Genomic DNA, 26,052 nt, shown 5'->3' with positions numbered 1-26,052 from the left:
TTGTTTTTATTGCCTGCACTTTCGCACGAATCTGCGCTTTGGGCTATCCGCCCGCGCAAATCAGCCCCCAATTCTGGCGAATTTGCCGCAATTGCGGGAGCCGCGTTGGCCTGCCCGGCCGCACGTCACCAGAAACGGAACCTAAAATCATTCAGAATCAGAGATTTATAAGTTTTCTTCAGATATTTTCATTTGTCTGAAAAACACCTGATCTCCGCCCAGAAGTTGCCACCGTGACAGGTGAAAACATGCTCATACCGAACGGAAGACGGAACGGAACAGAGGCCAGACCGAAAAAGACGCCGAGCGGTTGAAACAAACCAAAGCAACACGTGAAAGAGAGATATACCATGCTGAACATGATCCAGAACTTCAAAAACGACGAATCCGGCGCTGTGACTGTTGACTGGGTGGTTCTGACCGCCGCCGTTGTGGGCCTGGGCCTGATCGTCGTCAACGCTGTCCGTCCGGGCATCACCAACGCTGGTGCCGTTCTGGCCACCGACCTGACCACCGCTGCTACGCGCTGATCTTAGGGCAAGGCGACCTAGCCTTGCCTGACCAAGACGGCGGGCGCGGACCGATCCATCGGCCCGCGCCCTCTTCGTATCTGTGGGCGGCGGAAAGCAGGCGCGCAGATGCTCCCCGGTAGAGAGTATTCACCAAGCGGCGGGTCCGCGGCAGCAGCTGACCACGCAGAACAAGGCCAGTGTCATGAAGTTTTACCAGACCTCAAACCGCCGTCGCCTCTGCCAGTTCTGGACTGACGAGTCAGGTGCCATCACCGTTGACTGGGTTGTGCTGACCGCCGCTGTGGCCGGTCTGGCAATCATGGTTGCGACCTACTTCACCCCCCAGATCTTTGAGGCGGTGGGTGTGACAGTGGTGTCCTATCTCGATGAGGCCAGGGTGCGGCCATAAGGCACCCGGAAACGACGGGCAGCGGTTGCACAACGCGATACGCCGCTCTCAGGTGGGAAAGGGTTAAATCATGCGCGGCATGTTCGGACTGGTGCTTGTGGCGGGCGTCGCCCTCGCGGGCAGCGCGGTCTATATGGCACAGGGCTATATCGGCCAGACCCAGACGCAACTGGAACAGGAACGCCAGCTGCGCGAAAAGGTTGGCCCCATCACCCAGGTCTATGTTGTCACCAAGACCAAGAATTACGGCGAAGAGCTGACGCCCGAGGATGTGCAACTCGTCTACTGGCCCCAGAACTCGCTGCCCGAGGGCGTCTTTACGGATGAGGCAAAGCTTTTTCCTAGCGGGATCAAGGAAAACCGCTACATCCTGCGCCAGATGGACAAGTTTGAACCCATCCTCGCCACCAAAGTCACCGATCCGGGTCAGGGCGCAGGCCTGACCGGACAGATTGCCAAGGGCATGCGCGCCTTTGCCATCAAGGTCGATGTCGCCTCGGGCGTGTCGGGCTTTGTGCAGCCCGGCGACCGCGTCGATGTCTACTGGACCGGCGCGGTGGATGGCACCGGGGGCGAGCTGACACGCCTGATCGAAAGCTCTACCCGCATCATCGCGGTGGACCAGCAATCCGACGCTCTGGGCGGCGCGATGGTCGCCCGCACCGTGACCGTGGCCGCCACCCCGGAACAGGTTGCCCGTCTGGCGCAGGCGCAGGCCACTGGCCGTCTGGCGCTGTCGCTGGTCGGCTCGGGCGACGATACGATCACCGGCACCATCGAGGTGAACAGCAGCGCGCTTCTGAACATCCAGAAGCAGGAAGTGGTTCAGATCGAGGCCGCAAAGGTCTGCACAATCATCCAGCGCAATGGCAGCGAACGGGTCGAAGTGCCGATCCCCTGCACCAACTGACGCAGCAAAGCGACAGGGGCGGCACCTCATCTGGTGGCCGCCCGGATGCCTTCGCCGATCTGTTGCGGGTTGTTGCAACTTATCCACATAAGCTTTGGCGAATAAGCGTTTGATTCTTGCAAAAAAACGGCTTTGCAGGCATGTTCTGTGACAATACGGGCGAAAAGACCCGGAACGAGGCGTGATCGAAAGGGCAGGTCACATGAGCATGAACATCCTTCTCAAGGCGGGTCTGATGGCCGCAGCCTTGGCCACGACGGCGCTGAGTAGCGTCGCCTCGGCAGAAACCCTCCGGGTGATGCGGGGCTCCGTCTCAGCACCGCTGCAAGTCCCGATGAACCGCGCGGTGGTGGTCGAAAGCGATACGCCCTTTGCCGAACTCTCCATCGCCAACCCCGGGATCGCCGACATCTCGACCCTGTCTGACCGGTCGATCTATGTGCTGGGCAAAACCCCGGGCCGCACCACGCTGACGCTGCTGGCCCCTGACGGACGGCTCATTTCCAACGTCGATGTACATGTCACCCCCGATATCGCCGAATTCAAGGAACGCCTGCAGCAGATCCTGCCGGGCGAACCGATCGAGGTGCGCACCGCCAATGACGGCATCGTGCTGTCGGGCGTCGTGTCCTCCACCGCCAAACTCGACCGGGCGCTGGATCTGGCCAACCGCTACGCCCCCGAACGGGTCTCCAATCTGATGAGCGTCGGCGGCACCCAGCAGGTGATGCTCAAGGTCCGCTTTGCCGAAATGCAGCGCTCGGTTGCGAAAAATCTGGGCGTGTCGCTGGCGGCGCAGGGTGGCAAGAAGATCGGCATCGCCGGCGAAACCGGCACCTGGCTGTCGGGCGACAACGGCATCGGCAACCCGATCACCACCGCCCCCGGCACCCGGGGCGCGCTTGGTCTGGGCTTCACCGCCGGATCGGTGCAATTCGCGGTGCTGCTCGAAGCGCTGGAATCCAAAGGGGTCGTGCGCACGCTGGCCGAACCCAACCTTACCGCCCTGTCAGGGCAAGAGGCGCGGTTTCTGGGCGGCGGCGAATACCCGATCCCGGTGCTGACCTCGGATGGCGTGGTGATCGACTACAAACCCTTTGGGGTCGAGCTGAACTTTACCCCGACCGTGGTGGATGGCGATATCATCAACCTGCAGCTCAACGCCGCCGTGTCGTCGATCGACACCACCGTCACCATCGAATCCGGCGGCTTTTCGATCAACGCCTTCAAACGCCGCGAAACCTCGACCACCGTGGAAATGCGCGATGGTGAAAGCTTTGCCGTCGCCGGTCTGTTGCAGGACGATTTCCGCAACCTGAATACGCAGCTGCCGTGGATCGGCGATGTGCCGATCCTTGGCGCCCTGTTCCGCAGCGCCGATTATCAGCGCAACCAGTCGGAGCTGGTGATCATCATCACCCCGCATCTGGTGACCCCGACCCGCGGCGATGTCTATGCCTTGCCGACCGACCGGGTCCGCCTGCCGACCGAACGGGAGTTTTTCCTGAACGGCACCGTCGCCAACGCCCCACGCGGGGCCGCAGGCGAAGTGGCGCGGCAGGATTTCAGCACCTCTTATGGCTATGTGATGGAGTAAGACCATGCTCAAGACATCCACAGCCCTGATCAGCCTGCTTCTGACCGCCGCTCTGGCCTCCTGCACCGCGTCGCCCGGCTTTGACAAAGAACTCGGCTCCGAGATTGACGAAAGCGGCTATGGCGCGGTGACCCGCAACAACACCGGCATCATGTCAGGCGAAATCAACGCGACCGTGCAGCTGAACACCCGCTTCCGGGCCGAGGTGCCCAGCACGGTCACCTTTGCCTTCAACAGCGCGGTGCTGACGCCAGAGGCGCAGCGCGTTCTGGCGCAACAGGCCAACTGGATCCGCCAGTTCCCCGAACTGCGCTTTTCGGTCTATGGCCATACCGATCTGGTCGGTTCCAACAGCTACAATCAGACGCTTGGCAAACGCCGGGCGCAGGCTGTGGTGGCGTTCTTTGCCAGCCAGGGCATCAGCCGCAACCGGCTGGAGGCGCTGGTGTCTTACGGCAAGACCCGCCCCGTGGTCGCAAGCCCCGGCCCCGAAGAGGCCAACCGCCGCACCGTGACCGAGGTGGCGGGCTTTCACAAGCGCAGCAGCGCGCCGCTGAATGGCAAATATGCCGAAGTGATCTTCCGCGAATACGTCGCCAGTGCCGTCCGGCCTCATCCGGTCAACAGCACCATCACCACGCAGGTCAATCCGGGCGAGTAACGCCACGGCAAAGCGCCGGATCATCTGGCCGGAACCGAACCGCACAGGGGGCAGCCAGTCTGCCCCCTGTGCCATGCCGGGCATCAGTTGCAGCCAACAGACCCGACGCATCCGCCAGAAATCAAAGAATCACGATCTTTTAGCCCCAATCCTGCCACCATTTCCCAGCATTCCTTGGCCAATGGAAACAGTCGCGGGGGGCAGCCCCTGCACGGTTCCGGGGCAATTTCCCGTGGTGTCAGCATGTTGCCGATACCCTGCCCTGTGAGTCGTCTTCTGGAAGGACAAGAGACGAGATGACGAGTGTGGCAACCCTGCAACCCGATCCCGCCCCGATTGTAGCCTGCACCATCTCGCGGGATGTGCAGAACTTCGAGATGCTGATCGACGACATGGAAAACGCCCTTGGCGAAAGCTGGGGGGATCTTTCGTTTGACGATGCCCTGCTGTTTCTGGGTCAACCCGAAGCATCCACGCTTGAATTTGTCGCCATCGCCGTTGACGCCGAGGACGAAGCCGATCTGACCCGGATTTCAGAGATCATCCGCACCGCCAAGGCGCGCGGCATAAAGGTGGTGCTGATCGCCGATCAGCTCAGCCCGATCGCCCTGCACCAGCTGCTGCGTCTGGGGGCCGATGATTTTGTGCCCTATCCCCTGCCCGACGGCGCGCTGAACGAAGCCATCGAACGCCTGCGCAAGCCCGAGCCGGTCCGTATCGCCGCCCAGGTGGTGACCGAGCCCCCAGCCGAGGCCGAGGCCGTCGCCACCCCGAAATTCAAGGCCAAAGGCGACCGCGAAGGCGTGGTTCTGCCGGTGCATGGTCTGGCGGGCGGCACCGGGTCGTCGACCTTTGCCGTCAACCTGGCCTGGGAACTGGCGACCATCTCCAAAACCGACGCCCCGCGCGTCTGTCTGCTGGACCTTGATTTTCAATATGGCTCTGCCGCCACCTATCTGGACCTGCCGCGCAAGGAAATCGTGTTCGAGGTTCTGTCAGACACCGCCAACATCGACAGCGACACCTTTTTGCAATCCATGCTGACGTTCAACGACCGTCTGCATGTCTTTACCGCGCCCGCCGACATGCTGCCGCTCGACATTCTGGGGCCCGAAGACATTGGCCGGGTCATCGACATGGCTGCGGCGAATTTTGACTATGTCATCATCGACATGCCCAAAACCATCGTTGCATGGACCGAATCTGTCCTGACCCGCGCGCATGTCTATTTCGCGCTGCTGGAACTTGACCTGCGCTCGGCGCAGAACGTGCTGCGCCTGATCCGCGCGCTCAAGGCCGAGGCGTTGCCGCATGAAAAGCTGCGCTATGTACTGAACCGCGCACCGAAATTCACCGACCTGTCGGGTAAGAGCCGCGTCAAACGCATGGCCGAAAGCCTCGACATCGCCATCGAGGTGCAACTGCCCGATGGCAGCGCACAGGTCACGCAGGCCAATGACCATGGCCTGCCACTGTCTGAGACCGCCGCAAAGAATCCGCTGCGCAAGGAAATCCAGAAACTCGCCAAATCGCTGCACGACCTGAACAAGGGCGTGGAGACAGGCAAGGCCTGACCGGGCCAAGGGGGCACCACGATGTTTTCGCGATTCAAGAAACCCGAAACCGGCCCGGCATCCACCGGGTTGAAAGCCGTGACCTCATCCGGCCCGGTAGCCCCGCTGGCCGCTGCCACCGCCAAGCCGATTGCGATCTCGTCGCGCCCCGCCCCCGCCGCTCCGCCGCCAAAAACCCCGGCCGAAGCACTGGCGGCGGACAAGGAAAAAAAGCGCAAAGACAAGCTGATGGAGCTCAAGGTCGAGCTGCACAAGCGCCTTTTGGACAACCTCAACCTGTCGGCGCTGGAAAAGGCGTCCGAGGCCAGCCTGAAACAGGAAATCGCGTCGATCACCGCCGAAGCGCTGGACGAAATGAGCGTGGCGCTGAACGCCCAAGACCGCCAGATCCTGCATCAGGAACTTTATGACGAGGTGATGGGCCTTGGCCCGCTGGAAGCGCTGCTGAAAGACGATACCGTCAACGATATTCTGGTCAACGGCCCCAAGCGCATCTTTGTCGAACGGGGCGGCAAGCTGACGCTGACCGACATCACCTTCAAGGATGAGCGCCACCTGTTGCGGATCATCGACAAGATCGTGTCGGCCGTGGGTCGCCGGGTCGATGAATCGAACCCCTATTGCGACGCCCGCCTTGCCGATGGCTCGCGCTTCAACTGCATGGTGCCGCCGGTGGCCGTCGATGGCTCGCTGGTGTCGATCCGCAAATTCAAGAAGGACAAGCTGGGCATCGCCGACCTTGTGCGCTTTGGTGCCTTTACCGAGGAAATGGCCGCCTATCTGCAAGCCGCCGTCGCCACCCGGCTGAACGTGATCGTCTCGGGCGGGACCGGGTCGGGCAAAACCACCACGCTGAACGCCCTGTCATCGTTCATCGCCAACGACGAACGTATCCTGACCATTGAAGACACCGCCGAACTTCAGCTGCAACAGGTCCATGTCGGCCGCATGGAAAGCCGCCCGCCCAACGTCGAGGGCAAAGGTGCGGTGACCCAGCGCGACTGTCTGCGCAACGCGCTGCGGATGCGCCCCGACCGGATCATCGTCGGCGAAACCCGTGGCGAAGAGGTCATCGACATGTTGCAGGCGATGAACACCGGCCATGACGGATCAATGACCACGATCCACGCCAACTCGGCGCGCGATGGCATCAGCCGGTTGGAAAACATGATCGCCATGTCGGGCATCGAAATGCCGACCAAGGCGATGCGCAGCCAGATCTCTTCGGCTGTGAACCTGATTGTGCAGGCCAGCCGCCTGCAGGACGGCTCGCGCCGCATGGTCAGCATCACCGAAATCACCGGGATGGAGGGCGAGGTGATCTCGATGCAGGAAATCTTCCGCTACGAACGCCTGGGCACCGAGGCCAACGGCAAGATCATCGGCCGGTTCAATGCCACCGGCATCCGTTCCGCCTATTCCGATCGCTTCCGCCAGTGGGGCTATGACCTTCCGGCATCCATCTACGAACCGATCGTGTAAAGGGTCAGCACCATGGAAATCTCAGCCGCTCCGCTGATCTACATTCTGATTTTTGTCGCGGTCATTATGCTGGTCGAAGGCCTGTACCTGACCGTGTTCGGCAAATCCATCAGCATGGACAGCCGCGTCAGCCGCCGTCTGGCGCTGATGCAGAAAAACGGCAACCGCGAACAGGTTCTGGAACAACTCCGCAAGGAGATGAGCCAGCACATGTCGTCGCGCGGGATTCCGCTGTATTCGCTGCTGGCGGACAAGGCACAAAAGGCCAACATCGCCTTTTCGCCCAAGCAGCTGATCGGCATCATGGCGCTGGTCAGCGTCTTTGCCTTTGTCGGGCTGACCATCGGCACCGCCGTCGATACCCCGGTCCGCATCGCCATCGCCGTGATCATGGGCGTCGGCGGCGTGTATTTCTGGGTCAACAAAAAGGCCAAGAAACGCGTCAGCATGATGGAGGAACAGCTGGCCGAAGCGGTGGAACTGATGGTGCGCTCGTTGCGCGTCGGCCACCCCTTTGCCTCGGCCATCGGCATCGTGGCCAAGGAAGTCCCCGATCCCTTGGGCACCGAATTCGGCCTGATCGCGGACGAGGCCGCCTATGGCCGCAACGTCGCCGACAGTCTCAAATCCTTTGCCGAACGGATGGACAATCAGGATCTGCGCTTTCTGGCCGTCGCCGTCGCCATCCAGCAGCAATCGGGCGGCAACCTGGCCGAAATTCTCGAAGGTCTGGGCAAGGTGGTGCGCGCCCGCTACAAACTGTTCCGCCGCGTCAAGGCCATCACCGCCGAAGCGAAATGGTCGGGCATGTTCCTGTCGGCCTTTCCGCTGGTCGCGCTGGTCGGGATCAACATCGTCGACCCGAACTATTACGAAGAGGTCAAGGATTCCACCGCCTTTGTCCCGGCGGGCATCTTTGTCGGGGTCATGCTGACCTTCAACATCATCTACATGAAAATCATGACGACGATCAAAGTCTGAGGCAGGCCATGCAAATCATCAACCAGATCAATACGATGCTGACCGATACGCTGGGCGAAATGGGGCCCCTGCTGGCACTTGGCTTTGTCGGCATCGTGCTGATCGTCGCCGCCCTGCCCTCGATGCTGAAAAAGGAAAAAGACCCGCTTGACGGTATCCGTGCCCTGCGCACCGGCAAGACCGTCACGGTCGAAAGGCTGCGCCGGGGTGGCGGCCCGTCCAAAGCCGACAAGCTGGAACGCTTTGCCTCGTATCTGGAACCGCAAAGCGCCGAAGAGCTGTCGGCCACCAAGCTCAAGCTCTTGCGCGCCGGTTATCGCGGCAAGAACGCGGTGCGGCTGTTCCACTTTTCGCAGTTTTCGCTGGGCATTGGCGTGCTTGTGCTGGGTATGCTCTACGCCCTGCTCAAATCGACCCAGACCGAGATGACCACGCAGATGATGGTGCTCTACACCATCCTGCCCGCCGCCATCGGCTATTACGCCCCGGTCTACTGGGTCACCCGCCGTATCGGCATGCGCCAGCAGCAGATCACCGAAGGCTTTCCCGATGCGCTCGACATGATGCTGGTCTGCGTCGAGGCCGGGCAATCGCTGGATCAATCCATCATCCGCGTCGGCAACGAAGCGCGCAACGGCTACCCCGCTCTGGCCGAAGAGTTTGAAACCGTGGCGCAAGAGGTCAAGGCCGGCAAGGAACGCGTCACCGTTCTGCGCGACCTGTCCGAACGGGTCGGCCTGCCCGACATCACCTCTTTCGTGACCACGTTGATCCAGTCGGCCAGCTTTGGCACCTCGATCGCCGATGCGCTGCGGGTCTATTCGTCGGAAATGCGTGACAAACGCATCATGCGCGCCGAAGAAAAGGCCAACACCATCCCGACCAAGCTGACTCTGGGCACAATGCTCTTCACCCTGCCGCCGCTTCTGGTTATTCTGATCGGACCCTCGCTTGCCAAATTCGCCGGTCAGATGGGGGGTGGAGGCTGAGATTCCGCACATCCGTTTTCAACCAGGCCCCGCTCTGGCCCTGATACTCTGCCTCGCCGCCTGTGGCTCCACCGGCGGCAACGGGCTGTTTGGGGGTCAGGCCGACAGCACCCGCACCTCTGCCTTTGGCGTCAACCCGCGCGAAGAGTCTGTGGACGGGCTGATCGTCGGCCACCGGCTGATGGCCGCCGCCGAATATGATCTGGCGCTCAAGGCCTATCTGCGCGCGGCGGGCGAGCAGGGGTTTACCGTCGATGTGCTCTCGGCGCTGGGGTCGGCAAACCTGCACCTCGGCCGGCTCAATCAGGCCGAAAAGCTGCTGCGCGACGCCGTGCGCGAAGACCCGAATTTTGTGCCCGCGCTCAACAATCTGGGCGTTGTGCTGATGGAACGCGGCACCTATGGCGAGGCGCGGCTGTTCTTTCAGCGCGCCTTTGCCGCCGATAGTGGCCAAACGGACATGATCCGGGAAAACCTGATGCGCGCCATCGCAAAAAGCGAAGATGCCGTGTATGTAGAACCCGAGGAAACATCACGGTTCACCCTCGTCCGGCGCGGCTACAGCACGTATGAGCTGTTGTCCGAACTGTAACGGGGCAAGGGCCGGAGCAGTCAAAAAGGACGCATAAATGCGCCGACCGATCGTTGTGGCACTGTGCCTTTCGGGCGCGGTGGCTCTGAGCGCCTGCCAAAGATCAGCCGATGCCGAAGTGCAGCGCGCGTTGAAAGACGTGAACGTGATCGACGAATCCAACCTCTCTGACATCATGCTCACCGTGGGCGATCCGGATGAGGCTGTCAGTTATTTCCAGCGCACCGCCGAACAGAACCCTGACCGGATCGACCTGAAACGCGGCCTTGGCAAATCGCTGGTCCGCGCCGGTCGCCCGACCGAAGCCGCTGCCGTCTGGCGGTCCGTGGTCGCCCATCCGCAAGTCACCCATGAAGACCGGGTTTTGCTGGCCGACGCCCTGATCCGCGCCAATGAATGGCCCGCTGCCGAGGCCGAGCTGAACAAGGTTCCGCCCACGCACGAAACCTATGAACGCTACCGGCTGGAGGCGATGGTCGCCGACAGCAAGAAAAACTGGAAGAAAGCCGACAGCTTTTACGAAATCGCCGCCGGTCTGACCACCAAACCCTCGGGCGTGCTGAACAACTGGGGCTTTTCCAAGCTGACCCGGGGCGACGCTGCCGGGGCCGAGCGGCTGTTCGTGCAGGCGCTGACCTTTGACCCGACGATGTTCACCACCAAGAACAATCTGGTTCTGGCCCGGGGCGCACAGCGCAAATACGAACTGCCCGTGGTCAAGATGAGCCAGTCGGAAAAGGCCGAACTCCTTTACACCATGGCGCTGACCGCGATCAAACAGGGCGATGTCAGCACCGGCAAGCAGCTCTTGCGCGAAGCCGTCGACACCCATCCGCAGCACTTCGAGACCGCCGCCCGCGCGCTGGCCGCACTGGAGGCCTGAGGCATGGAGTTTCTTCCGACCCTCGCCCCCCTGACCACCGGCGCCGCCATTGCCTTCCTGCCCTTTGCCCTGATCATCGGCGGCTGGGTCGCGTGGTCGGACATGAAGTTCATGAAGATCCCCAACACATGCATGATGGCCCTGCTGGCAGTCTGGCTGGTGGTGGGGCTCGGGGCAGTCTGGCTCACCGGCCTGCCCTTTGCCTCATGGGCCTGGGGCTGGGCTCTGGCGGCCGTCACGCTGGTCGTGGGCTTTCTGGCCAATGCGATGCGTCTGGTCGGTGGCGGCGATGCAAAATTCGCCACCGCCATGGCACCGTTTTTCGTCGGGGCTGACTGGCGCAGCGTGTTTGTCATTGCCGCAGGCTGTCTGATTACGGCCTTTGTCGCGCATCGTGCCATCCGCACGCTTGGGTTTGTCCGCCGCGCCACCCCGGATTGGGTCAGCTGGACCAGCAAGGATTTTCCGATGGGCCTCGCCCTCGCCGGAACACTGATTTTCCATCTTTTGCTCACAATTTCGGGCGCATTCTAGGACAGGCTTCGGCCAACGGGCGGGATCTGTTCCCAGCCGCCCGTTCCTTGTCCTTCAACCCGAGTGCCCCGCATGAACATGCCGATCACGCCGAATGTGATAGCCCCGCCAGCGCCAAAGTCGCTGGCCGAAACCGGCCTGTCGCTGGTCATGATGCGGGACATCCTGCTCAAAACCATCTTCCGCATGAACATCGACCTGGTGTCCGACATCGCCCGCGTGGTCGCGCTGTCGCCGCAGCTGACGCAAGAGTTGATCGACATCGCCCGTGGCCAAAAGCTGATCGAGGCGACGGGCACGCTGCACGCCACCTCCGGCAATGAAATGGGCTATCAGCTGACCGACGCGGGCAAGGCCCGCGCGCTGGATGCGCTGTCACAATCGGAATACTTTGGCGCGATGCCGGTGCCGCTGGCGGCTTATGCTGTTCAGATGAAACGGCAATCGGTGCGCAATATCCGGTTGACGCGGGCGCAGCTGATGGGGGCCATGGGCCACCTGATCCTGCCGCCCGACCTGTTGGGCAACCTTGGCCCCGCCATCACCTCGGGCCGGTCGATCCTGCTCTACGGCCCGCCCGGCAACGGCAAATCCTCGATCTCCAACGGCATCCGTGCCGCAATGGGGGACAAGATCTATATCCCGCGCGCGCTGGCCTATTCCGGTCAGGTGATCACCGTTTACGATCCCATCGTGCATTCCTCGGCTGAAGAGTCGGTCGATGACCCGAATGCCCTGCGCCGCACGTCCGGCCGGTTCGACACCCGTTATGTCTATTGCGACCGCCCGACCGTGATCACCGGCGGCGAGCTGACGCTTGATATGCTGGATCTCAAGTACAATCCCGTCGCCCGCACCTATCAGGCCCCGCTGCAACTGAAAGCTTCGGGCGGGATCTTCATCGTCGACGACCTTGGCCGTCAGTCCGAGCCACCGCAAAAGCTGGTCAACCGCTGGATCGTCCCGCTGGAAGAGGCGCGCGATATCCTGTCGCTGCAATCGGGCGAGAAATTCACCGTGCCGTTCGATACGCTGGTGATCTTTTCCACCAACTTCCACCCGAACGAGATTTTCGACGGCGCCGCCCTGCGGCGGATCTTTTTCAAGATCAAGGTCGATGGTCCCGATCAGGAAATGTTCCTGAAAATCTTCGCCATGGTCGCGCGCAAGAAAAAGATGCCGCTGGATGAGGCGACGCTGCTGCACATGCTCAAAACCAAGTACCCGACGATCCGGAACAACTTTGCCAACTACCAGCCGACCTTTCTGATCGACCAGATGATCGCCATCTGTGAGTTCGAGGGCATCGCCTATCAGATGCGCCCCGATCTGATCGACCGCGCCTGGGAAAACATGTTCGTGCGCGAAGAGAAAATCGCCCGGTAACAATTTTTCTGCGAAAAGCCCCGATACGATCCTTCTGCGAAGGATCCCCTTTTCGAATTTTCGCAGAAAATTCGTTCCACCGCGTTTTCGCAGAAAACGCGCGCGCCGGTCAGAACCGCCGCACCCCCTGCTCGGTCACGATCATGTCCAGCCTCTGATCGGTCGCATCAATCGGCACCGCCTCCACCTCCTGCGCCGCAAAGGCAAAGCCCACCGCCAGCACCTTCCTCCTCGCCCGCAAGCCTTCCAGCGTGCGGTCATAAAACCCGCCGCCATAGCCCAGCCGATAGCCGCGCGCATCAAAAGCCAGCAGCGGCACGATCAGCACCTCCGGCTCCAGCCAAGCCCCCTCCTCCGGGATCAGCGCGCCGAATTCGCCCGCCACCATGGCACAGCCCGGCGACCATTCCCGAAACCGCAACGGCTGTGCCGGGCCCGGGATCACCGGCACCCCCACCGGCCCCTGATGCGCCGCCATTGCGGGCAGCGGGTCAATCTCGGTCCGCATCGGCATATAGCCCGCCAGCACAGTGCCGCGATATGCCGCCAGCACATCTGCCAACAACTCCGCCGCCTGCCCCTGCCCGGCGGCAAAGGCCGCCTTGCGCGCCGCAAAGGCGGCCTGACGCGCCGCCGCCTTTACAACAGCATCCATGACGCCAACCCCAGAAAGGCAAAGAAGCCAACCACATCCGTCACCGTGGTCACAAACGGCCCCGAGGCCAGCGCCGGGTCTACGCCGGCACGCTCCAGCGCCATCGGAATCGCGATGCCGCCGAACGCCGCCGCCATCAGCGTCAGCACCATCGCCAGCCCGATCACCACCGCCAGCATCGGCACGCCGAACCACACCCCCGCCACCAGCGCCATCAGCACACCAAAGACTACCCCGTTGATCGCCCCCACCGCCACCTCGCGCCGGATCACGCGCGGCGCGTTGCGCGGGGTCAGGTCGCGCGTCGCCAGCGCCCGCACCGCCACGGTCATCGACTGTGTGCCTGCATTGCCACCCATGCTGGCCACGATCGGCATCAGCACGGCCAGAGCCACCATCTGTTCGATCGTCTCGGCAAAGGCGCTGATCACCACAGAGGCCAGAATGGCCGTCAGCAGGTTGACAAACAACCACAACGCCCGGCCCTTTGTCGCCTCCCACACCGTATCCGACAGCGTGGCCTCGTCATCCACCCCGGCCATCCGCAACATGTCTTCCTGGTGTTCCTCATCCAGCACGTTCATCGCGTCATCAATCGTGATCACACCCACCAGCCGCCCGTGTGCATCCACCACCGGGCAGGAAATCAGGTGATACTGGTTGAACAGATAGGCCACATCCGCCTCGGCATCCGAGGCTTCAATCGTGCGGAAGCTGTCTTCCACAATCGCCGTCAGCGCCACATTGCGCCGCGCCGACAACAGCCGCCCCAGCGTGACATAAGACACCGGCTTTATCCGCGGATCGACCAGAATAACGTGGTAAAACTGGTCCGGCAGCCAGTCAACCGACCGCAGATGGTCGATCATCTCGCCCACAGTCCAATGCTCGGGCGCCGTCACCACCTCCCGCTGCATTAGACGCCCGGCGGAGTATTCCGGATAGGCCAGGGCCTGCTCCACCGCCAGCCGGTCCGCCTTGTTGAGCGACGACAGAATGGCCTCTTGCGCAGGCTCTTCCAGATCTTCAAGAATATCAACGACATCGTCGGTATCCAGATCCCGCATCGCCTCGGCCACCACCGCATGGGGCAGCGATTCAATCACCTCTTCCCGGATCGCATCCGAGATTTCCGACAGAATGTCGCCGTCGATCTCGCCCGACCACATCGCCAGCAACTGGCGGCGCTGCTCACCGCTGATCTGCTCCAGCAAGTCGGCCACGTCGGCGGGGTGCATCGGCTCCAGCAGGCGGATCAGCGCCGCGCTGTCGCCTGCCTCTGCCGCCTCCAGAATGGCGGCCACACGGCGCCTGTCCAGCCCGTCTTCGTCATCCCTGCGCGCATCAACTGCCATACCGACCCCACCTGATTACCCCGACAGTAGCGAAAGCTGTTTCCGGCAAACAGGGGGCATGGGCGCCCTTGGGGGAAATTTACCCAAAGGCGGAAACACGATACGTTGCCCGCAACAAAGGGGATGACTTATGACCGATCTGTTGCTGGGCCAGGTGCTGCACTACACCGCCGACCCGTTCGACCACGGCCCTGCCGCCGCCCGCGTGGATGAAGCGCTGGTGGTCGAGCATGGCAGGATCATCGCCGTCGGCACCGCCGATGCGCTGCGCCGCCAGTACCCCGACGCCCGCATCAACGATTACGGCCGCAGCCTGATCAGCGCCGGATTTGTCGATGCACATGTCCACTACCCGCAAACCGCCATCATCGCGTCCTGGGGCAAGCGGCTGATCGACTGGCTGAACAGCTATACCTTCCCCGAAGAAATGCGGTTTTCGAACCTTTCCTATGCGCAAGACGTGGCAAACCGCTACTTTGACCTGACAGTTTCGAACGGCACCACCTCGGTCTGTTCGTATTGCACCATCCACCCCGAAAGCGTGGATGCGTTCTTCACCGCCGCCGCCACCCGCAACCAGCGGGTCTGGGCTGGCAAGACCTGCATGGACCGCAACGCGCCCGAAGGTCTGCGCGACACCCCGCAATCCGCCTATGACGACAGCAAGGCGCTTCTCGACAAATGGCACGCGCAGGGCCGCGCCTCCTATGTCATCACCCCGCGCTTTTCGCCGACCTCGACACCGGAACAGCTCCACGCCCTCGGCACCCTTTGGCGCGAGCATCCCGACTGCCTGATGCAAACCCATCTGTCGGAACAGACCGACGAAATCGCCTGGGTGCAGGATCTGTTCCCGCAATCGCGCGACTACCTTGATACCTACGAATCCCAGGGCCTGCTGCGCGAAGGCGCAATCTATGGCCATGCCATCCACCTGACCGAACGGGAAAAATCCCGGCTCAAGGAGGCCGGCGCCAGCCTGATCCACTGCCCGACCTCGAACACCTTCATCGGCTCCGGCCTGTTCGACATGGGCGGGCTGAAAGCCGCAGGCCAGCGCATCGGCCTTGCCACCGACACCGGCGGCGGTTCCTCATTTTCAATGCTCCGCACCATGGCCGCCGCTTATGAGGTCGGCCAGCTCGCCGGGCGCGCGCTGCACCCGGCGGAACTGTGGTGGCTGGCCACGCAAGGCTCTGCCCGCGCCCTGCATGCAGACACCCTCATCGGCAATATCGCGCCGGGGATGGAGGCGGATCTGGTGGTGGTCGACCTCGCCTCCACCCCCGCCATCGAACAGGCCACCCGCCGCGCGGATGACATCTGGCAGGCGTTGTTTCCCACCATCATGATGGGCGACGACCGCGCCATCCGCGCCACATGGGTCGCGGGGGCCTGCGTTCACGGGGGTTAAGCGCCCTCAGTCAAAGCCGAATTCCCAGCCGTCGGGCAGGAAATCATAGGCCACGCCAATCTCGCTCACCTTGCGCTCTTCCTCCCACAACACCTCGGGGGTGATGCGCAAGGGGGTCTTGGTGGTGACGATCAGCGTGTCTTCGTCCGTGTCCCGTTGGGTGGAAAAGCCTTTGGCCTGCAACGCCTTTTCACAAACCTTCCAGTTTGCCTCATCGCTTTCTGCCAGCAGGTAGAACTCCACCAGCGACATCTGCGGCAGCGTCGCGCCGCCCTTTTTCATCTCGGCAAAACTGTCAAACGTCTCGCGCCGCTGCGCTTCAAAATCATGTGCCATGCTAGTCCCTCAGCTTGCGCGCCAGAGCGGTCTGCCGCTCGACGATCGTCGACAGGTCTACCGTAACCATCTGCCCCCCGGCAACCACTCTGCGGCCTTCCACAAACAGATCGCGCACCCGCCCCGGTCCGCACAGCGCCAGCGCCGCCACCGGGTCCCACGACCCCGCCGCCTCGATCCCGCTGACATCCCAGATCGCCACATCAGCGCGTTTGCCGGGCACCAGCGCGCCGCAATCGCCGCGCCCCAGCACCTGCGCCCCGCCCAGCGTGGCAATCTCCAGCACCTCGCGCGCGCTCATCGCATCGGCCCCGCGCGCCACCCGCTGCAACAACAGCGCCTGCCGCGCCTCATTGATCAGGTTGCCCGCATCATTGCTGGCCGAGCCATCCACGCCCAGCCCCACCGGCACCCCGGCATCCCGCATCGCGCGCACCGGAGCAATCCCCGACCCCAACCGGCAGTTGGAACAGGGGCAATGCGCCACCCCCGTACGGCTGCGGGCAAACAGATCAATCTCGCCCGCATCCAGCTTGACGCAATGCGCGTGCCAGACATCGGGGCCGGTCCAGCCCAGATCCTCGGCATATTGCCCCGGCCGCACCCCGAATTTCGCCAGAGAATAGGCGATATCCTCATCATTCTCGGCCAGATGGGTGTGCAGCATCACGCCCTTGTCGCGCGCAAGCAGCGCCGCTTCACGCATCAGATCGCGGCTGACCGAGAACGGCGAGCAGGGTGCCAGCCCCACCCGCACCATCGACCCCTCGGTGGCATCGTGAAACGCATCCACCACCCGGATCATATCCTCCAGTATGGCCGCCTCGCGCTCTACCAGACTGTCGGGCGGTAGCCCGCCATCCGACTCGCCGATGCTCATCGCGCCGCGCGTCGGGTGAAAGCGCAGGCCCACCGTGGCCGCCGCCTCAATCGTATCCTCCAGCCGCGCGCCGTTCGGGTACAGGTACAGATGATCCGACGACAGGCTGCACCCGGTCAGCGCCAGTTCGGCCAAGCCCACCTGCGCCGAGACGAACATCTCTTCCGGCCCGAACCGCGCCCAGATCGGGTACAGCGTCTTGAGCCAGCCAAACAGCAAGGCATCCTGCCCGCCCGGCACCGCCCGCGTCAGGGTCTGGTACAGGTGGTGATGGGTGTTGACCAACCCCGGCGTGACCACACAGCCCCGCGCCTCGACCACCTCGGCCCCGAGGGCAGGCAAGCCCTGCCCCACAGCGGCAATCACGCCCCCCCGCAGCAAGACATCCGCCCCCGCCAGCTCCCGGCGGGTGGCATCCATCGTCACCACGACATCCGCATTCCTGATCAGAATATCACGCAAAACAGGTTCCTCCGCCCCTTCGGTGGAACCTCAAGGCGGGCCGACAGAAGGGGAAAGGACTCGGCCACCGCAGGGAAAGACTAGCAAAACCGGCTTGGAAAACGCAAGCCATCCTGTTTTCTGTCTGAAAATACCCTGGGGCTGAGAGGCGAAGCGATGAGGGGGCGTGAGCCCCCCCCTTTCACCCGTTCAGCAACGCCAGCGCCTCGGCGTGTACCGCTGCGTTTGCCGCCGCCAGCACCTGCCCGCCCTGATGACAGGGGTTGCCCTGCCAGTCGGTCATCACGCCGCCGGCCGCCTCGATCACCGCGATCGGGGCCTGCACGTCATAGGGCTGCAGCCCGGCCTCGATCACCAGATCAATCTGCCCGGCAGCGACCAGTGCGTAGCCATAGCAATCCATCCCATAGCGCACCAGCCGCACCCGGTCGGCGACCCGGCGAAAGGCCAGATGCTCGGCCGTCGTGCCCACTTCGGGAAAGGTGGACAGCATGATCGCATCCGCCAGCGGCCGCGCCGCACGGCAGGCCAGCGCAAACTCCCCCGAAGGCCCGAGGCCACGGGCCAGACCAAAGCCGCCCTCAAACCGCTCGCGGATATAGGGCTGGTCGATCAGGCCGTAAACCGGGCCGCTTTCATCCGCGACCGAGATCAAAACTCCCCAAGTGGGGGTGCCCGACAGATAGCCCCGGGTGCCGTCAATCGGGTCCAGCACCCAGGTCAGGCCCGAAGTTCCGGCCTTGCTGCCGTATTCCTCGCCCAGAATGGCATCATCGGGCCGACGCTGCGCCAGAATGGCCCGCATCCGCTCTTCGGCCAGCCGGTCGGCGATGGTCACCGGGTCGAACCGCGCGGTTTCCTTGCTGTCCGCCAGCAAACCCGGCTTGCGGAAATGCAAAAGCGTCGCCTCACGCGCGGCATCTGCCAGCGCATGGGCGGTCGCGATCAGGTCACGATGTAGCTCTGTGTTCAGATTGGCCATGCTGTCCCCGATTCTTGCGGGGCAGGAACCCCCGGCAGAACAGGCGCTACCGCCGCCCTATGCCGGGGTCAAGTTCAACTGGCCGGTTCCGGGCCGTTTCCGGCCCGGGGGGCCCCGTCTCAGGCCGCTTCGCTCAGCACGCGGGCCAGATCGAACAACCGGCGGCGCTGCGCTTCGGGAATGGCGTAATACGACCGCACCAGCTCCAGCGCTTCCTTATCGGCAAAGAAATCACCGGCGGGGGCGGCGGCAGGCACAGCACCCTCGACCGTCAGTCCCTCAAAGAAGAACGGGATCTGCACACCCAGCGTTTCAGCAATATCCCACAGGCGGGACGCGCTGACGCGGTTCATGCCGGTTTCATACTTCTGGATCTGCTGGAACTTGATCCCGACCTTGTCCGCGAGTTGCTGCTGGGTCATGCCCACCATCCAACGGCGATGGCGGATCCGTTTCCCGACATGGGCATCAACTGGGTGTTTCATCTGGCTCTCCGACACTGTAAGTCCCCTGCATATACACAAGCAACACTCGTGCCAACTTAAAGAAATTTCCTGTCAGGCCGGGATTTTTATACAGTTCGCCGGTTATGAGCCGGATTATGGCGCTTCAGTTGCACAACCGATCAGAACCAGCCCCGACTTACCTGCAGAAGAACAGGCAAGCCATGCACTCGCGCCCAGCGTGTTTTGCATTTTGCTTTGCATTCTGCAACAGACTCGCAGATTGGTGGGGTGCATCCGCTTCGTCAGTCCTGCGACCCGCTTGCCTCTGGCCTCGCCTGCCGGCCCGCACTAATCTTGCCTCAGCCACCAAAGGATACCCTGATGCGCGCCTGGCAGATCGACACGCTCTCAACCCCCGCCCGCCTGACCGACCTGCCAACCCCGGCCCCGGCTCAGGGACAGGTGTTGCTGCGCATCCATGCCTGCGCGCTGAACTTTGCCGATCTGCTGATGGCGGAAGGCAGGTATCAGTCAAAACCGCCGCTGCCCTTTACCCCCGGGCTGGAGCTGGCGGGAGAGGTGATAGCCCTTGGCCCCGACACGCCCGGCCCCGCGTCCGGCACCCGCGTTGCCTGCTATGCCGGTCATGGCGGGCTGGCCGAATACGGCGTCTTTCCCGCCGCCCGGCTGATCCCGGTGCCGGGTGCCATGCCCTATGACCACGCCAGCGCCTTTCTGATCGCTTACGGCACCTCGCACCTGGCACTCTGGCACAAGGCGCGGCTGCAACCCGGCGAGACGCTGCTGGTCACCGGCGCCGCAGGTGGCGTGGGGCTGACGGCGGTGGAGGTGGGCAAACGCATGGGCGCGCGTGTCATCGCCACCGCGCGCGGGGCGGACAAACTGGCGGTGGCACGGGAGGCCGGGGCGGATCACCTGATCGACAGCGATGCGCCCGACCTGAAAGACCAGCTCAAGGCGCTTGGCGGCGTTGACGTGACCTATGATACCGTCGGCGGCGCAGGCTTTGACGCCGCCCTGCGCGCCACCCGCCCCGATGGCCGCCTGCTCTGCATCGGCTTTGCCGGCGGCGAGGTGCCAAAACCTGCCGCCAATATTCTGCTGGTCAAGAATATCTCGATCATCGGCTTCTGGTGGGGCGCCTACTTCGACTTCGCCCCGCATCTGGTGCGGCAAAGCCTGTCCACCCTGATGGGCTGGTATGAAACCGGCGGCCTGCGCCCCCACATCTCGCACCACCTGCCGATGGAAGCCCTGCCCGAGGGGCTGGCGCTGCTGCAAGACCGCAAGGCGACCGGCAAGGTGGTGATAGCTATCAGGTGACGGGATTGGCCCTCGCAACTGACAAACAGTTTCGCCGCCCTATCAGCGTGACAACCTATCACACAAAATCAACCTTCTTCACTTTAGCTTTACAAGCACTTGGCGGAGACGTAGCAGTTGCAAGGACTGTAAGCAGGGATTGACTGATAAGATGTCCAAAAATGTAGACGCCTGGGTCATAGTGCCCACACTGTTTCTACTTTCAAGCTGTGTCACAACTGAGTACCGCGCAGAGGAGGCAAGCTGCTCCAGCACATGGATGCAAAAGATCGCACCTCGTTATGAACAAGAATTGTATAACAACATGCAGTCACGTCAGGTGCCAACTGGGCAGATGACGTGCACAAGTTATGGATACACAACAAATTGCCAACAAGTGATGCGGACAGAGTTCTACTCCATTCCAGCGGTGCGAACGGTGGATAGGAACGCCCCCCAGCGCGATGCTCATATCCAAGCGTGCACTCAAAATGCCTGCATGCAAAAATATGGTGACGCCGAATGTAAAGCAAAAGACGGGAAGGCCTGAACGGCCGCTTCGCCTGAAACGAGTAGCACGCGAAAGCAACGTCAAATCTACCCTTCAATGGTTCCCACCAGGTTGTGCAGCACAACACTTGCAAAATCTTCTCTTCCCCTTCAATCGTGTGGAGGGGCGGGATGCGCCACAAAGCAGCCCCCCCCTCACCCCGCCGCCCTTACCACGCCCCTCGCCTGATAGGCGCGCTGGATCATCGCCGCCATCTCCAGCACCGCCGGGCTGTGCGCCGGGTCTGCGACATACAGGTTCACCTTCATCCGTTTCAGGTCGGGCAAGGTGCCGCCATGGCTGATCCGCTCCACATACGGCGGCTCCGATCCGGCCAGCACGGTATGCACCGCCAGATCGGCGCTGACGCTGGCCTCGATCGTGCGGGTGCTGTCGCTTTCCACCGCCATCTGCCAGGCGATGCCCGCCCGGTCCAGCGCGGCCTGCACGCCCTGCCGGAAGATGCAGTTGTGCTCATAGGCCAGCTTCAACGGCCGCCCCTTCCACGCCACACCCCCCGGCGCCCCGACCCAGACCAGCGGCAATTCGGCCAGCGTCACGCCCCCCGGATCAACGCCATCCTCGGTGGTCAGGATGATGTCACACTCGCCCCGGCCAAACTGCGCCTTCAGCACACGCGTAAAGGAACTGATCAGCGACACCTTCATCCGGGGAAAGCTGCGGGCGAAATGCTGCAGCACCTGCGGGATCACCGGATAGACGATGTCATGCGGCACCCCCAGCACCACCTCGCCCTCATGAGGGTCGCGCGTCAGCCGCTCCATCACCTCGTCGTTGAGGGCCAGCATCCTGCGCGCATAGCCCAGCAGCTGCTCGCCCGCCGCCGTCAGCGCCACCTGCCGGCCCGAGCGATCCAGCACCTCGACCCCCAGCATCTCTTCCAGCCGCTTGATCTGCATCGACACCGCCGATTGCGTCAGGTTCAGAAACCCCGAGGCCCGCGTCACCCCGCCCGCATCGGCGACCGCCACAAAAGACCGCAGGGCGGTCAGGTCCAGATTGCGCGCCATATCACAAATCCTGATGTGAGAGTTCAAAAGCATTCACTTTTCTAATGTCGATGATTCGGCTATCTGAGGCAAGTGATTTGAGAACGCCGCGCGCTTCGTCACGTCTGATGATGACCCTGAAAGGAAAGACCATGTTTGCCTCGCTCCACACCGCCACGATCGCCACCCGGCGCGTGCGGTCGGCTGGCAGCGCCCCGCGCCTTTTGACGCTTGTGCGCGCGGCCCTTGCCGCGCACCGCCAGCGTCAGTTTCTCGCCCGGCTCGATGACCGTACTCTGGCCGATATCGGCCTCACCCGTGATCAGGCCCTGTCCGAGGCTGAGCGCCCGATGTGGGACATTCCCGCCAACTGGAACGGCCGCATTCTGGCCTGACCGGCACCCACCGCAGAAAAGTCGGATTTTAGGCATCGTTTTAGGCCGGAAATCCTTGAAACCGGCGGCATCCTTCCCGATATTAACCCCATAAAATCCTGCGCGGACAAACCGCGCGGGGCATGGGGTCAACTTCGGAGGCTATCACATGGCTGACTATACAACGATCCGTACAGCCGGCGCAGGTGTACGCGCCGCCCAGCTGGACGAGGGCCTTCGCGCCCACATGAACAAGGTTTACGGGCTGATGTCCGTCGGCATGGTGCTGACGGGCGGTGTGGCCTGGGCTGTTGGCACCAATGACGCGATGCTCGCCGCCATCTTCGGCACCCCGCTGAAATGGCTGGTGATGTTCGCCCCGCTGATCATGGTCTTTGCCTTCAGCGCGATGATCAACCGCCTGTCCGCTGCTGCGGCACAGCTGTTCTTCTACGTCTTCGCCGCCCTGATGGGCCTGTCGATCAGCTATATCTTCGCCGTCTACACCGGCATCTCGATCGCGCAGACCTTCTTTGCGACTGCCATCGCCTTTGCCAGCCTGTCGCTCTATGGCTACACGACGAAAAAAGACCTCTCCGGCATGGGCACCTTCCTGCTGATGGGTCTGATCGGCCTGATCGTGGCCTCGATCGTCAATATCTTCCTCGGCTCGTCGGCGCTGCAATTCGCCATCTCGGTGATCGGCATCCTGATCTTTGCCGGCCTCACCGCCTATGACACGCAAAGCATCAAGAACGAATATGTGCAGCATGCCATGTCGATGGATCAGGAATGGCTCGGCAAATCCGCCATCATGGGTGCGCTGCGGCTCTACCTCGACTTCATCAACATGTTCATGTTCCTGCTGTCGTTCATGGGCAACCGCGAATAATCGCGGCGAAACCAGACCTGTGACAGGGCCGCCTCTGGGCGGCCCTTTTCTTTTGCGCAGGCCCCGGCCATCCTGCGGCAAAGGAGAGCCGCGATGCCCCACTTCCCGCTTGCCGACGCCCTGACCGACAGCTCTGACGGCACCGACTCCGCCGCTGGCCCCTATCGCGCGCTGCTCTTGTCCGACACCGGCGGCCTGACCCAGTTCGGCGCCTTTATCGAGATCCTGCCGCCCGGCTCCGGCTCTTCGCTCAAGCACTGGCATGCGAACGAGGATGAGATGATTCACATGCTGGCGGGCGAGGTCACGCTGCTTGAGGGTGACACCACCACGATCCTGCACCCCGGCGACACCGCCACCTTCAAGGCCGGCATGGCCCTGGGCCATTGCCTGCACAACCACAGCGACGCCGAGGCTCGCTATCTGGTGATCGGCACCCGGGGCCCTGCGGACGTGATCACCTACCCCGACCACGACCGCGTGCTGCACTTCACGCGCAGCCCGCTCCAGCGCCGCTATACCGACCTGCAGGGCCAGCCCGCAGACTCGCCCTACCGCAAACCGGGCTGATCGCCAAAGCCGCGCACAAACCGCCGCACCGCGCGCGCCGAGGTCAGCCGCACCAGCCGCTTCGCCGACGGGGCGCTGTCCCACAGCCGCTGGATCCCCGCCCGCGACGTGTGGCGCGTGCGCCAGATGAAGCGCCAGAATGGCAGCGTCTCGCGGTGAAACCCCTCCGGGCACTCGGGCGGCAGGTCGGGACGATTGCGGCCCTGCCAGCGCAGCGTGCGCCACACCACCCGGCCGAATCGCAGCCAGAGCGGCAGATCCAGCCAGATCAGCATCTCCGCCCGCGCCAGCCGGTTGGCCCAGGTCGCCGAATGCCCGCCCTCAAAGATCCAGGCCTCGCCCGCTTCCACCGCGTGGCACAGCCGGGTTTTCTCATCGCGCGGCCGCTCGACCCAGCCCTGCATCCAGTGGATGTGGTCTATATGCACCACCGGCAGCCCGGTCTGCGGGCCCAAGGCCCGCGCCAGCGTCGATTTCCCCGATCCCGGCTGGCCCACAATCATAATACGATTCATGGCATGATGCGCCGCATCGCCTGCTCCATCGCCCAAATGCAAAAGGCCGCCCAAAATGCAAAAGGCCGCCCAAAGGCGGCCTTCAGACACGGATCAGCAGGATCTTACTTGATCTTGCCTTCCTTGTACTCGACATGCTCGCGCTTGACGGGGTCGTATTTACGGACCGTCATCTTTTCGGTCATGGTCCGGGCATTCTTTTTGGTGACATAGAAATGCCCGGTGCCAGCCGTCGAGTTCAGACGGATCTTGATCGTCGCCGGTTTGGCCATAGTCGTCTCTCCTGCATCGGGGAAACACCGTTGCCCCGCGAAATCCTTGAAGCCCGCCTTTTACCCGTGCGCACCGCAGAGTCAACAGCCAAACGTCACTCCCTGTCATCTTCCGTTGACCTGATAGAGCGCGCTGTGCGCGCAAGCTGTTTTCTCGCCTCTGTGGCAGGGCCACAACCGGCTCGGGCGATGCCTCCGGCGGGAGTATTTGGACCAGGATGAAGGGCATTCATCCTGGTCCAAATACTCAGCCTGATGTATCAAGCGCATCAAACCCCCGAACGGAGGGCTGAATGATGGCTAGCGCGCTGGCACTAGTGCTCATTCTTGGGGGCCACTTGGCGAACCTCGACAGCGAACGGCTCATCGATTGTTATCATTCGCATGGAGAAAAGGAGAGTTGCGGCACTGACCTCGGGAAGTTCATCGAAAAAATTGTCAAATGTCACATTGAAGGTGCCCCCCCACCGGCACTTATCGCCAGGGAAGGCGCGCCCACTAAGCCAACTGTCTTGGGCCTCTTTGAGTTTCTCTTGGGCGCTCTCACTCCCGGAACTCACATTAAGTAAAGCGAAGCCAAGGACGTTATCCAGAAGACACTCGTCGCCCACAGGGCGGTCGAGCCTGATATGCAGAGTCACGGCCTCGGATCGATCCCGCCCCATACTTATTGTACTATCAGGTGCAACACATGTCCTGAATAACCCCCCGAGTCGTCGCGGGCCTCCCGGGTCGGAGAAAGAAACTACGGCCTCTCCGCTGCCCATGGAAACTCGAACCGAACGTGAGGGGCTATTGCCTATATTCGACAATGTAAGCGTGATATAAAGATGAATACACTGGCTAATGATTTTGGGGTCAGCAATACTGAGAGACCCTATCTCCATCGGCCCCGCCTCACGGAAAACTGCTTCAGCTTTCTCAATAATCACGTAAGCTTGGCTGCTTTTCTTCGCCGCGTTCAGGGTGGCGCCAACACCCTTTTCGGCGATGGAGGTTGCCTTTTGAGTCTCGACCCAAGTCCTCCGCAACAAAACCAAACCGTACAAGGCAACAAGCGTTCCGGCGAAGGCGGTGGTGAACATCCAGAACGCCCAATGAGCCATCCATTCTTGGGCGTGAAGATCGCGGGTGTCTTCACTCTGTTTCTGGTAGGCCTCCATCGCATCCAGTGCGCACTCTCCCCAGAGAGGCCCACTCAAGCTTGAACAGACTTCCTCAATATGACGCTGAGCCTCATGAATATTTGCGCCACGGTCGGCTTGTTCGGCTACGTAATCCTGCATTCCATTTAGGTAGGCAGAATCTATCGCCACATAACAGACCGCGCTAACGGACAGGACAAAAACAATTACAAGTGCAGGGTCTATGATCAAACGGCGCTCAGGCATTGCAATAGGAACGCCGCAGTGAATTTCCCTGGGGAAAGTCTGTTGCGGACGTTCACCTCCTTCTCACTGATTCCAATCGCCGCCAGCTTTTCGACAAGCTGCGCACAAGTCACGC

The 26,052-nt window shown here is 62.3% G+C and carries 29 protein-coding genes; 18 read left to right on the top strand and 11 right to left on the bottom strand.

What is annotated here, in order from left to right:
• Positions 1 to 350: 350 nt before the first annotated feature.
• The 13 genes from J2X53_RS13560 to J2X53_RS13500 all read left to right on the top strand — a co-directional run bounded on the left by J2X53_RS13560 (position 351) and on the right by J2X53_RS13500 (position 12,510).
• On the top strand, positions 351 to 530 hold the full coding sequence (locus J2X53_RS13560) for a hypothetical protein (protein ID WP_349038201.1): 180 nt from the start codon (positions 351 to 353) through the stop codon (positions 528 to 530).
• A gap of 184 nt (positions 531 to 714) precedes the next feature.
• Positions 715 to 921, top strand: coding sequence for a hypothetical protein (locus J2X53_RS13555; RefSeq protein ID WP_349038026.1), 207 nt, complete (start codon positions 715 to 717; stop codon positions 919 to 921).
• A 70-nt stretch (positions 922 to 991) separates the two neighbouring features.
• Complete coding sequence (gene cpaB / locus J2X53_RS13550) at positions 992 to 1,831, top strand: Flp pilus assembly protein CpaB (RefSeq protein ID WP_349038025.1); 840 nt, start codon at positions 992 to 994, stop codon at positions 1,829 to 1,831.
• A 202-nt stretch (positions 1,832 to 2,033) separates the two neighbouring features.
• The gene (locus tag J2X53_RS13545) at positions 2,034 to 3,428 is read left to right on the top strand and encodes a type II and III secretion system protein family protein (protein WP_349038024.1); all 1,395 of its coding nucleotides are present in this window, start codon (positions 2,034 to 2,036) and stop codon (positions 3,426 to 3,428) included.
• A gap of 4 nt (positions 3,429 to 3,432) precedes the next feature.
• A complete protein-coding gene (locus tag J2X53_RS13540; RefSeq protein ID WP_349038023.1) occupies positions 3,433 to 4,089 on the top strand; it encodes an OmpA family protein in 657 nt (218 codons plus the stop codon).
• Between the two features lie 296 nt (positions 4,090 to 4,385).
• Positions 4,386 to 5,663 (top strand): AAA family ATPase, encoded by a 1,278-nt coding sequence (locus tag J2X53_RS13535; RefSeq protein WP_349038022.1) that lies wholly within the window; start codon positions 4,386 to 4,388, stop codon positions 5,661 to 5,663.
• Positions 5,664 to 5,684: 21 nt separating this feature from the next.
• A complete protein-coding gene (locus J2X53_RS13530; RefSeq protein WP_349038021.1) occupies positions 5,685 to 7,145 on the top strand; it encodes a CpaF family protein in 1,461 nt (486 codons plus the stop codon).
• A 12-nt stretch (positions 7,146 to 7,157) separates the two neighbouring features.
• A complete protein-coding gene (locus tag J2X53_RS13525) occupies positions 7,158 to 8,126 on the top strand; it encodes a type II secretion system F family protein (protein ID WP_349038020.1) in 969 nt (322 codons plus the stop codon).
• An 8-nt stretch (positions 8,127 to 8,134) separates the two neighbouring features.
• Entirely contained in the window at positions 8,135 to 9,115 is a 981-nt protein-coding gene (locus tag J2X53_RS13520; protein WP_349038019.1) for a type II secretion system F family protein, read from the top strand.
• Between the two features lie 85 nt (positions 9,116 to 9,200).
• Positions 9,201 to 9,707: a tetratricopeptide repeat protein gene (locus tag J2X53_RS13515; protein ID WP_349038200.1), complete on the top strand. Its 507-nt coding sequence runs from the start codon at positions 9,201 to 9,203 to the stop codon at positions 9,705 to 9,707.
• 37 nt (positions 9,708 to 9,744) lie between these two features.
• Positions 9,745 to 10,590 carry a tetratricopeptide repeat protein gene (locus J2X53_RS13510; protein WP_349038018.1) on the top strand — a complete coding sequence of 282 codons (846 nt, stop codon included), beginning with the start codon at positions 9,745 to 9,747 and terminating at the stop codon, positions 10,588 to 10,590.
• A gap of 3 nt (positions 10,591 to 10,593) precedes the next feature.
• The gene (locus J2X53_RS13505) at positions 10,594 to 11,124 is read left to right on the top strand and encodes a prepilin peptidase (protein WP_349038017.1); all 531 of its coding nucleotides are present in this window, start codon (positions 10,594 to 10,596) and stop codon (positions 11,122 to 11,124) included.
• Between the two features lie 78 nt (positions 11,125 to 11,202).
• Positions 11,203 to 12,510: an ATPase gene (locus J2X53_RS13500; protein ID WP_349038199.1), complete on the top strand. Its 1,308-nt coding sequence runs from the start codon at positions 11,203 to 11,205 to the stop codon at positions 12,508 to 12,510.
• 109 nt (positions 12,511 to 12,619) lie between these two features.
• Here the strand turns inward: J2X53_RS13500 and J2X53_RS13495 are convergent, their stop codons facing one another.
• Both J2X53_RS13495 and mgtE read right to left on the bottom strand, forming a co-directional pair.
• Positions 12,620 to 13,165, bottom strand: a complete 546-nt coding sequence (locus J2X53_RS13495) for a 5-formyltetrahydrofolate cyclo-ligase (RefSeq protein WP_349038016.1) — start codon at positions 13,163 to 13,165, stop codon at positions 12,620 to 12,622.
• Positions 13,150 to 14,520, bottom strand: coding sequence for a magnesium transporter (gene mgtE, locus J2X53_RS13490; RefSeq protein ID WP_349038015.1), 1,371 nt, complete (start codon positions 14,518 to 14,520; stop codon positions 13,150 to 13,152). The genes J2X53_RS13495 and mgtE overlap by 16 nt, the downstream gene beginning before the upstream one ends.
• A gap of 130 nt (positions 14,521 to 14,650) precedes the next feature.
• On the opposite strand from mgtE, the gene guaD reads away from it, so the two are divergent.
• Positions 14,651 to 15,934 (top strand): guanine deaminase, encoded by a 1,284-nt coding sequence (gene guaD / locus J2X53_RS13485; protein ID WP_349038014.1) that lies wholly within the window; start codon positions 14,651 to 14,653, stop codon positions 15,932 to 15,934.
• Between the two features lie 6 nt (positions 15,935 to 15,940).
• On the opposite strand, the gene J2X53_RS13480 is transcribed toward guaD, so the two are convergent.
• From J2X53_RS13480 to J2X53_RS13465, 4 genes are all read right to left on the bottom strand, one after another.
• On the bottom strand, positions 15,941 to 16,270 hold the full coding sequence (locus J2X53_RS13480; protein WP_349038013.1) for a ribonuclease E inhibitor RraB: 330 nt from the start codon (positions 16,268 to 16,270) through the stop codon (positions 15,941 to 15,943).
• A 1-nt stretch (position 16,271) separates the two neighbouring features.
• Positions 16,272 to 17,612 carry an 8-oxoguanine deaminase gene (locus J2X53_RS13475; protein WP_349038012.1) on the bottom strand — a complete coding sequence of 447 codons (1,341 nt, stop codon included), beginning with the start codon at positions 17,610 to 17,612 and terminating at the stop codon, positions 16,272 to 16,274.
• A gap of 181 nt (positions 17,613 to 17,793) precedes the next feature.
• A complete protein-coding gene (locus J2X53_RS13470) occupies positions 17,794 to 18,594 on the bottom strand; it encodes an inositol monophosphatase family protein (RefSeq protein ID WP_349038011.1) in 801 nt (266 codons plus the stop codon).
• Between the two features lie 119 nt (positions 18,595 to 18,713).
• Entirely contained in the window at positions 18,714 to 19,079 is a 366-nt protein-coding gene (locus J2X53_RS13465; RefSeq protein ID WP_349038010.1) for a helix-turn-helix transcriptional regulator, read from the bottom strand.
• A 342-nt stretch (positions 19,080 to 19,421) separates the two neighbouring features.
• Between J2X53_RS13465 and J2X53_RS13460 the strand changes: the two genes are divergently transcribed.
• On the top strand, positions 19,422 to 20,384 hold the full coding sequence (locus tag J2X53_RS13460; protein ID WP_349038009.1) for an NADPH:quinone oxidoreductase family protein: 963 nt from the start codon (positions 19,422 to 19,424) through the stop codon (positions 20,382 to 20,384).
• 684 nt (positions 20,385 to 21,068) lie between these two features.
• Here the strand turns inward: J2X53_RS13460 and J2X53_RS13455 are convergent.
• Complete coding sequence (locus tag J2X53_RS13455; protein WP_349038008.1) at positions 21,069 to 21,944, bottom strand: LysR family transcriptional regulator; 876 nt, start codon at positions 21,942 to 21,944, stop codon at positions 21,069 to 21,071.
• A gap of 131 nt (positions 21,945 to 22,075) precedes the next feature.
• Here J2X53_RS13455 and J2X53_RS13450 point away from each other — a divergent pair, with 131 nt between their 5' ends.
• From J2X53_RS13450 to J2X53_RS13440, 3 genes are all read left to right on the top strand, one after another.
• Positions 22,076 to 22,318: a DUF1127 domain-containing protein gene (locus J2X53_RS13450; RefSeq protein ID WP_349038007.1), complete on the top strand. Its 243-nt coding sequence runs from the start codon at positions 22,076 to 22,078 to the stop codon at positions 22,316 to 22,318.
• Between the two features lie 148 nt (positions 22,319 to 22,466).
• Entirely contained in the window at positions 22,467 to 23,189 is a 723-nt protein-coding gene (locus tag J2X53_RS13445) for a Bax inhibitor-1/YccA family protein (RefSeq protein ID WP_349038006.1), read from the top strand.
• 93 nt (positions 23,190 to 23,282) lie between these two features.
• Positions 23,283 to 23,759, top strand: coding sequence for a cupin domain-containing protein (locus tag J2X53_RS13440; protein ID WP_349038005.1), 477 nt, complete (start codon positions 23,283 to 23,285; stop codon positions 23,757 to 23,759).
• Here J2X53_RS13440 and J2X53_RS13435 read toward each other — a convergent pair.
• From J2X53_RS13435 to J2X53_RS13420, 4 genes are all read right to left on the bottom strand, one after another.
• Positions 23,741 to 24,274, bottom strand: a complete 534-nt coding sequence (locus J2X53_RS13435; RefSeq protein ID WP_349038004.1) for an AAA family ATPase — start codon at positions 24,272 to 24,274, stop codon at positions 23,741 to 23,743. The genes J2X53_RS13440 and J2X53_RS13435 overlap by 19 nt on opposite strands.
• A 104-nt stretch (positions 24,275 to 24,378) precedes the next feature.
• A complete protein-coding gene (gene rpmG / locus J2X53_RS13430) occupies positions 24,379 to 24,546 on the bottom strand; it encodes a 50S ribosomal protein L33 (protein ID WP_100197186.1) in 168 nt (55 codons plus the stop codon).
• A 314-nt stretch (positions 24,547 to 24,860) separates the two neighbouring features.
• Positions 24,861 to 25,922, bottom strand: coding sequence for a hypothetical protein (locus J2X53_RS13425; protein WP_349038003.1), 1,062 nt, complete (start codon positions 25,920 to 25,922; stop codon positions 24,861 to 24,863).
• On the bottom strand, positions 25,919 to 26,050 hold the full coding sequence (locus J2X53_RS13420) for a DUF6471 domain-containing protein (RefSeq protein WP_349038002.1): 132 nt from the start codon (positions 26,048 to 26,050) through the stop codon (positions 25,919 to 25,921). Before J2X53_RS13420 ends, J2X53_RS13425 begins: the two co-directional genes overlap by 4 nt.
• Between the last annotated feature and the right edge of the window lie 2 nt (positions 26,051 to 26,052).

This window comes from Pseudotabrizicola sp. 4114 (assembly GCF_031457365.1).
Taxonomy (GTDB): Bacteria; Pseudomonadota; Alphaproteobacteria; order Rhodobacterales; family Rhodobacteraceae; genus Pseudotabrizicola.
The sequence above is the reverse complement of the archived record's forward strand: the minus strand, read 5'-3'. Positions and strand labels throughout refer to the sequence as shown.

Bases quoted from the DNA above. Each gene is read 5' to 3' on its own strand.
- J2X53_RS13560 (WP_349038201.1), top strand. From the start codon at position 351: ATGCTGAACATGATCCAGAACTTCAAAAACGACGAATCCGGCGCTGTG.
- J2X53_RS13555 (WP_349038026.1), top strand. From the start codon at position 715: ATGAAGTTTTACCAGACCTCAAACCGCCGTCGCCTCTGCCAGTTCTGG.
- cpaB (WP_349038025.1), top strand. From the start codon at position 992: ATGCGCGGCATGTTCGGACTGGTGCTTGTGGCGGGCGTCGCCCTCGCG.
- J2X53_RS13545 (WP_349038024.1), top strand. From the start codon at position 2,034: ATGAGCATGAACATCCTTCTCAAGGCGGGTCTGATGGCCGCAGCCTTG.
- J2X53_RS13540 (WP_349038023.1), top strand. From the start codon at position 3,433: ATGCTCAAGACATCCACAGCCCTGATCAGCCTGCTTCTGACCGCCGCT.
- J2X53_RS13535 (WP_349038022.1), top strand. From the start codon at position 4,386: ATGACGAGTGTGGCAACCCTGCAACCCGATCCCGCCCCGATTGTAGCC.
- J2X53_RS13530 (WP_349038021.1), top strand. From the start codon at position 5,685: ATGTTTTCGCGATTCAAGAAACCCGAAACCGGCCCGGCATCCACCGGG.
- J2X53_RS13525 (WP_349038020.1), top strand. From the start codon at position 7,158: ATGGAAATCTCAGCCGCTCCGCTGATCTACATTCTGATTTTTGTCGCG.
- J2X53_RS13520 (WP_349038019.1), top strand. From the start codon at position 8,135: ATGCAAATCATCAACCAGATCAATACGATGCTGACCGATACGCTGGGC.
- J2X53_RS13510 (WP_349038018.1), top strand. From the start codon at position 9,745: ATGCGCCGACCGATCGTTGTGGCACTGTGCCTTTCGGGCGCGGTGGCT.
- J2X53_RS13505 (WP_349038017.1), top strand. From the start codon at position 10,594: ATGGAGTTTCTTCCGACCCTCGCCCCCCTGACCACCGGCGCCGCCATT.
- J2X53_RS13500 (WP_349038199.1), top strand. From the start codon at position 11,203: ATGCCGATCACGCCGAATGTGATAGCCCCGCCAGCGCCAAAGTCGCTG.
- J2X53_RS13495 (WP_349038016.1), bottom strand. From the start codon at position 13,165: ATGGATGCTGTTGTAAAGGCGGCGGCGCGTCAGGCCGCCTTTGCGGCG.
- mgtE (WP_349038015.1), bottom strand. From the start codon at position 14,520: ATGGCAGTTGATGCGCGCAGGGATGACGAAGACGGGCTGGACAGGCGC.
- guaD (WP_349038014.1), top strand. From the start codon at position 14,651: ATGACCGATCTGTTGCTGGGCCAGGTGCTGCACTACACCGCCGACCCG.
- J2X53_RS13480 (WP_349038013.1), bottom strand. From the start codon at position 16,270: ATGGCACATGATTTTGAAGCGCAGCGGCGCGAGACGTTTGACAGTTTT.
- J2X53_RS13470 (WP_349038011.1), bottom strand. From the start codon at position 18,594: ATGGCCAATCTGAACACAGAGCTACATCGTGACCTGATCGCGACCGCC.
- J2X53_RS13465 (WP_349038010.1), bottom strand. From the start codon at position 19,079: ATGAAACACCCAGTTGATGCCCATGTCGGGAAACGGATCCGCCATCGC.
- J2X53_RS13460 (WP_349038009.1), top strand. From the start codon at position 19,422: ATGCGCGCCTGGCAGATCGACACGCTCTCAACCCCCGCCCGCCTGACC.
- J2X53_RS13455 (WP_349038008.1), bottom strand. From the start codon at position 21,944: ATGGCGCGCAATCTGGACCTGACCGCCCTGCGGTCTTTTGTGGCGGTC.
- J2X53_RS13450 (WP_349038007.1), top strand. From the start codon at position 22,076: ATGTTTGCCTCGCTCCACACCGCCACGATCGCCACCCGGCGCGTGCGG.
- J2X53_RS13445 (WP_349038006.1), top strand. From the start codon at position 22,467: ATGGCTGACTATACAACGATCCGTACAGCCGGCGCAGGTGTACGCGCC.
- J2X53_RS13440 (WP_349038005.1), top strand. From the start codon at position 23,283: ATGCCCCACTTCCCGCTTGCCGACGCCCTGACCGACAGCTCTGACGGC.
- J2X53_RS13435 (WP_349038004.1), bottom strand. From the start codon at position 24,274: ATGAATCGTATTATGATTGTGGGCCAGCCGGGATCGGGGAAATCGACG.
- rpmG (WP_100197186.1), bottom strand. From the start codon at position 24,546: ATGGCCAAACCGGCGACGATCAAGATCCGTCTGAACTCGACGGCTGGC.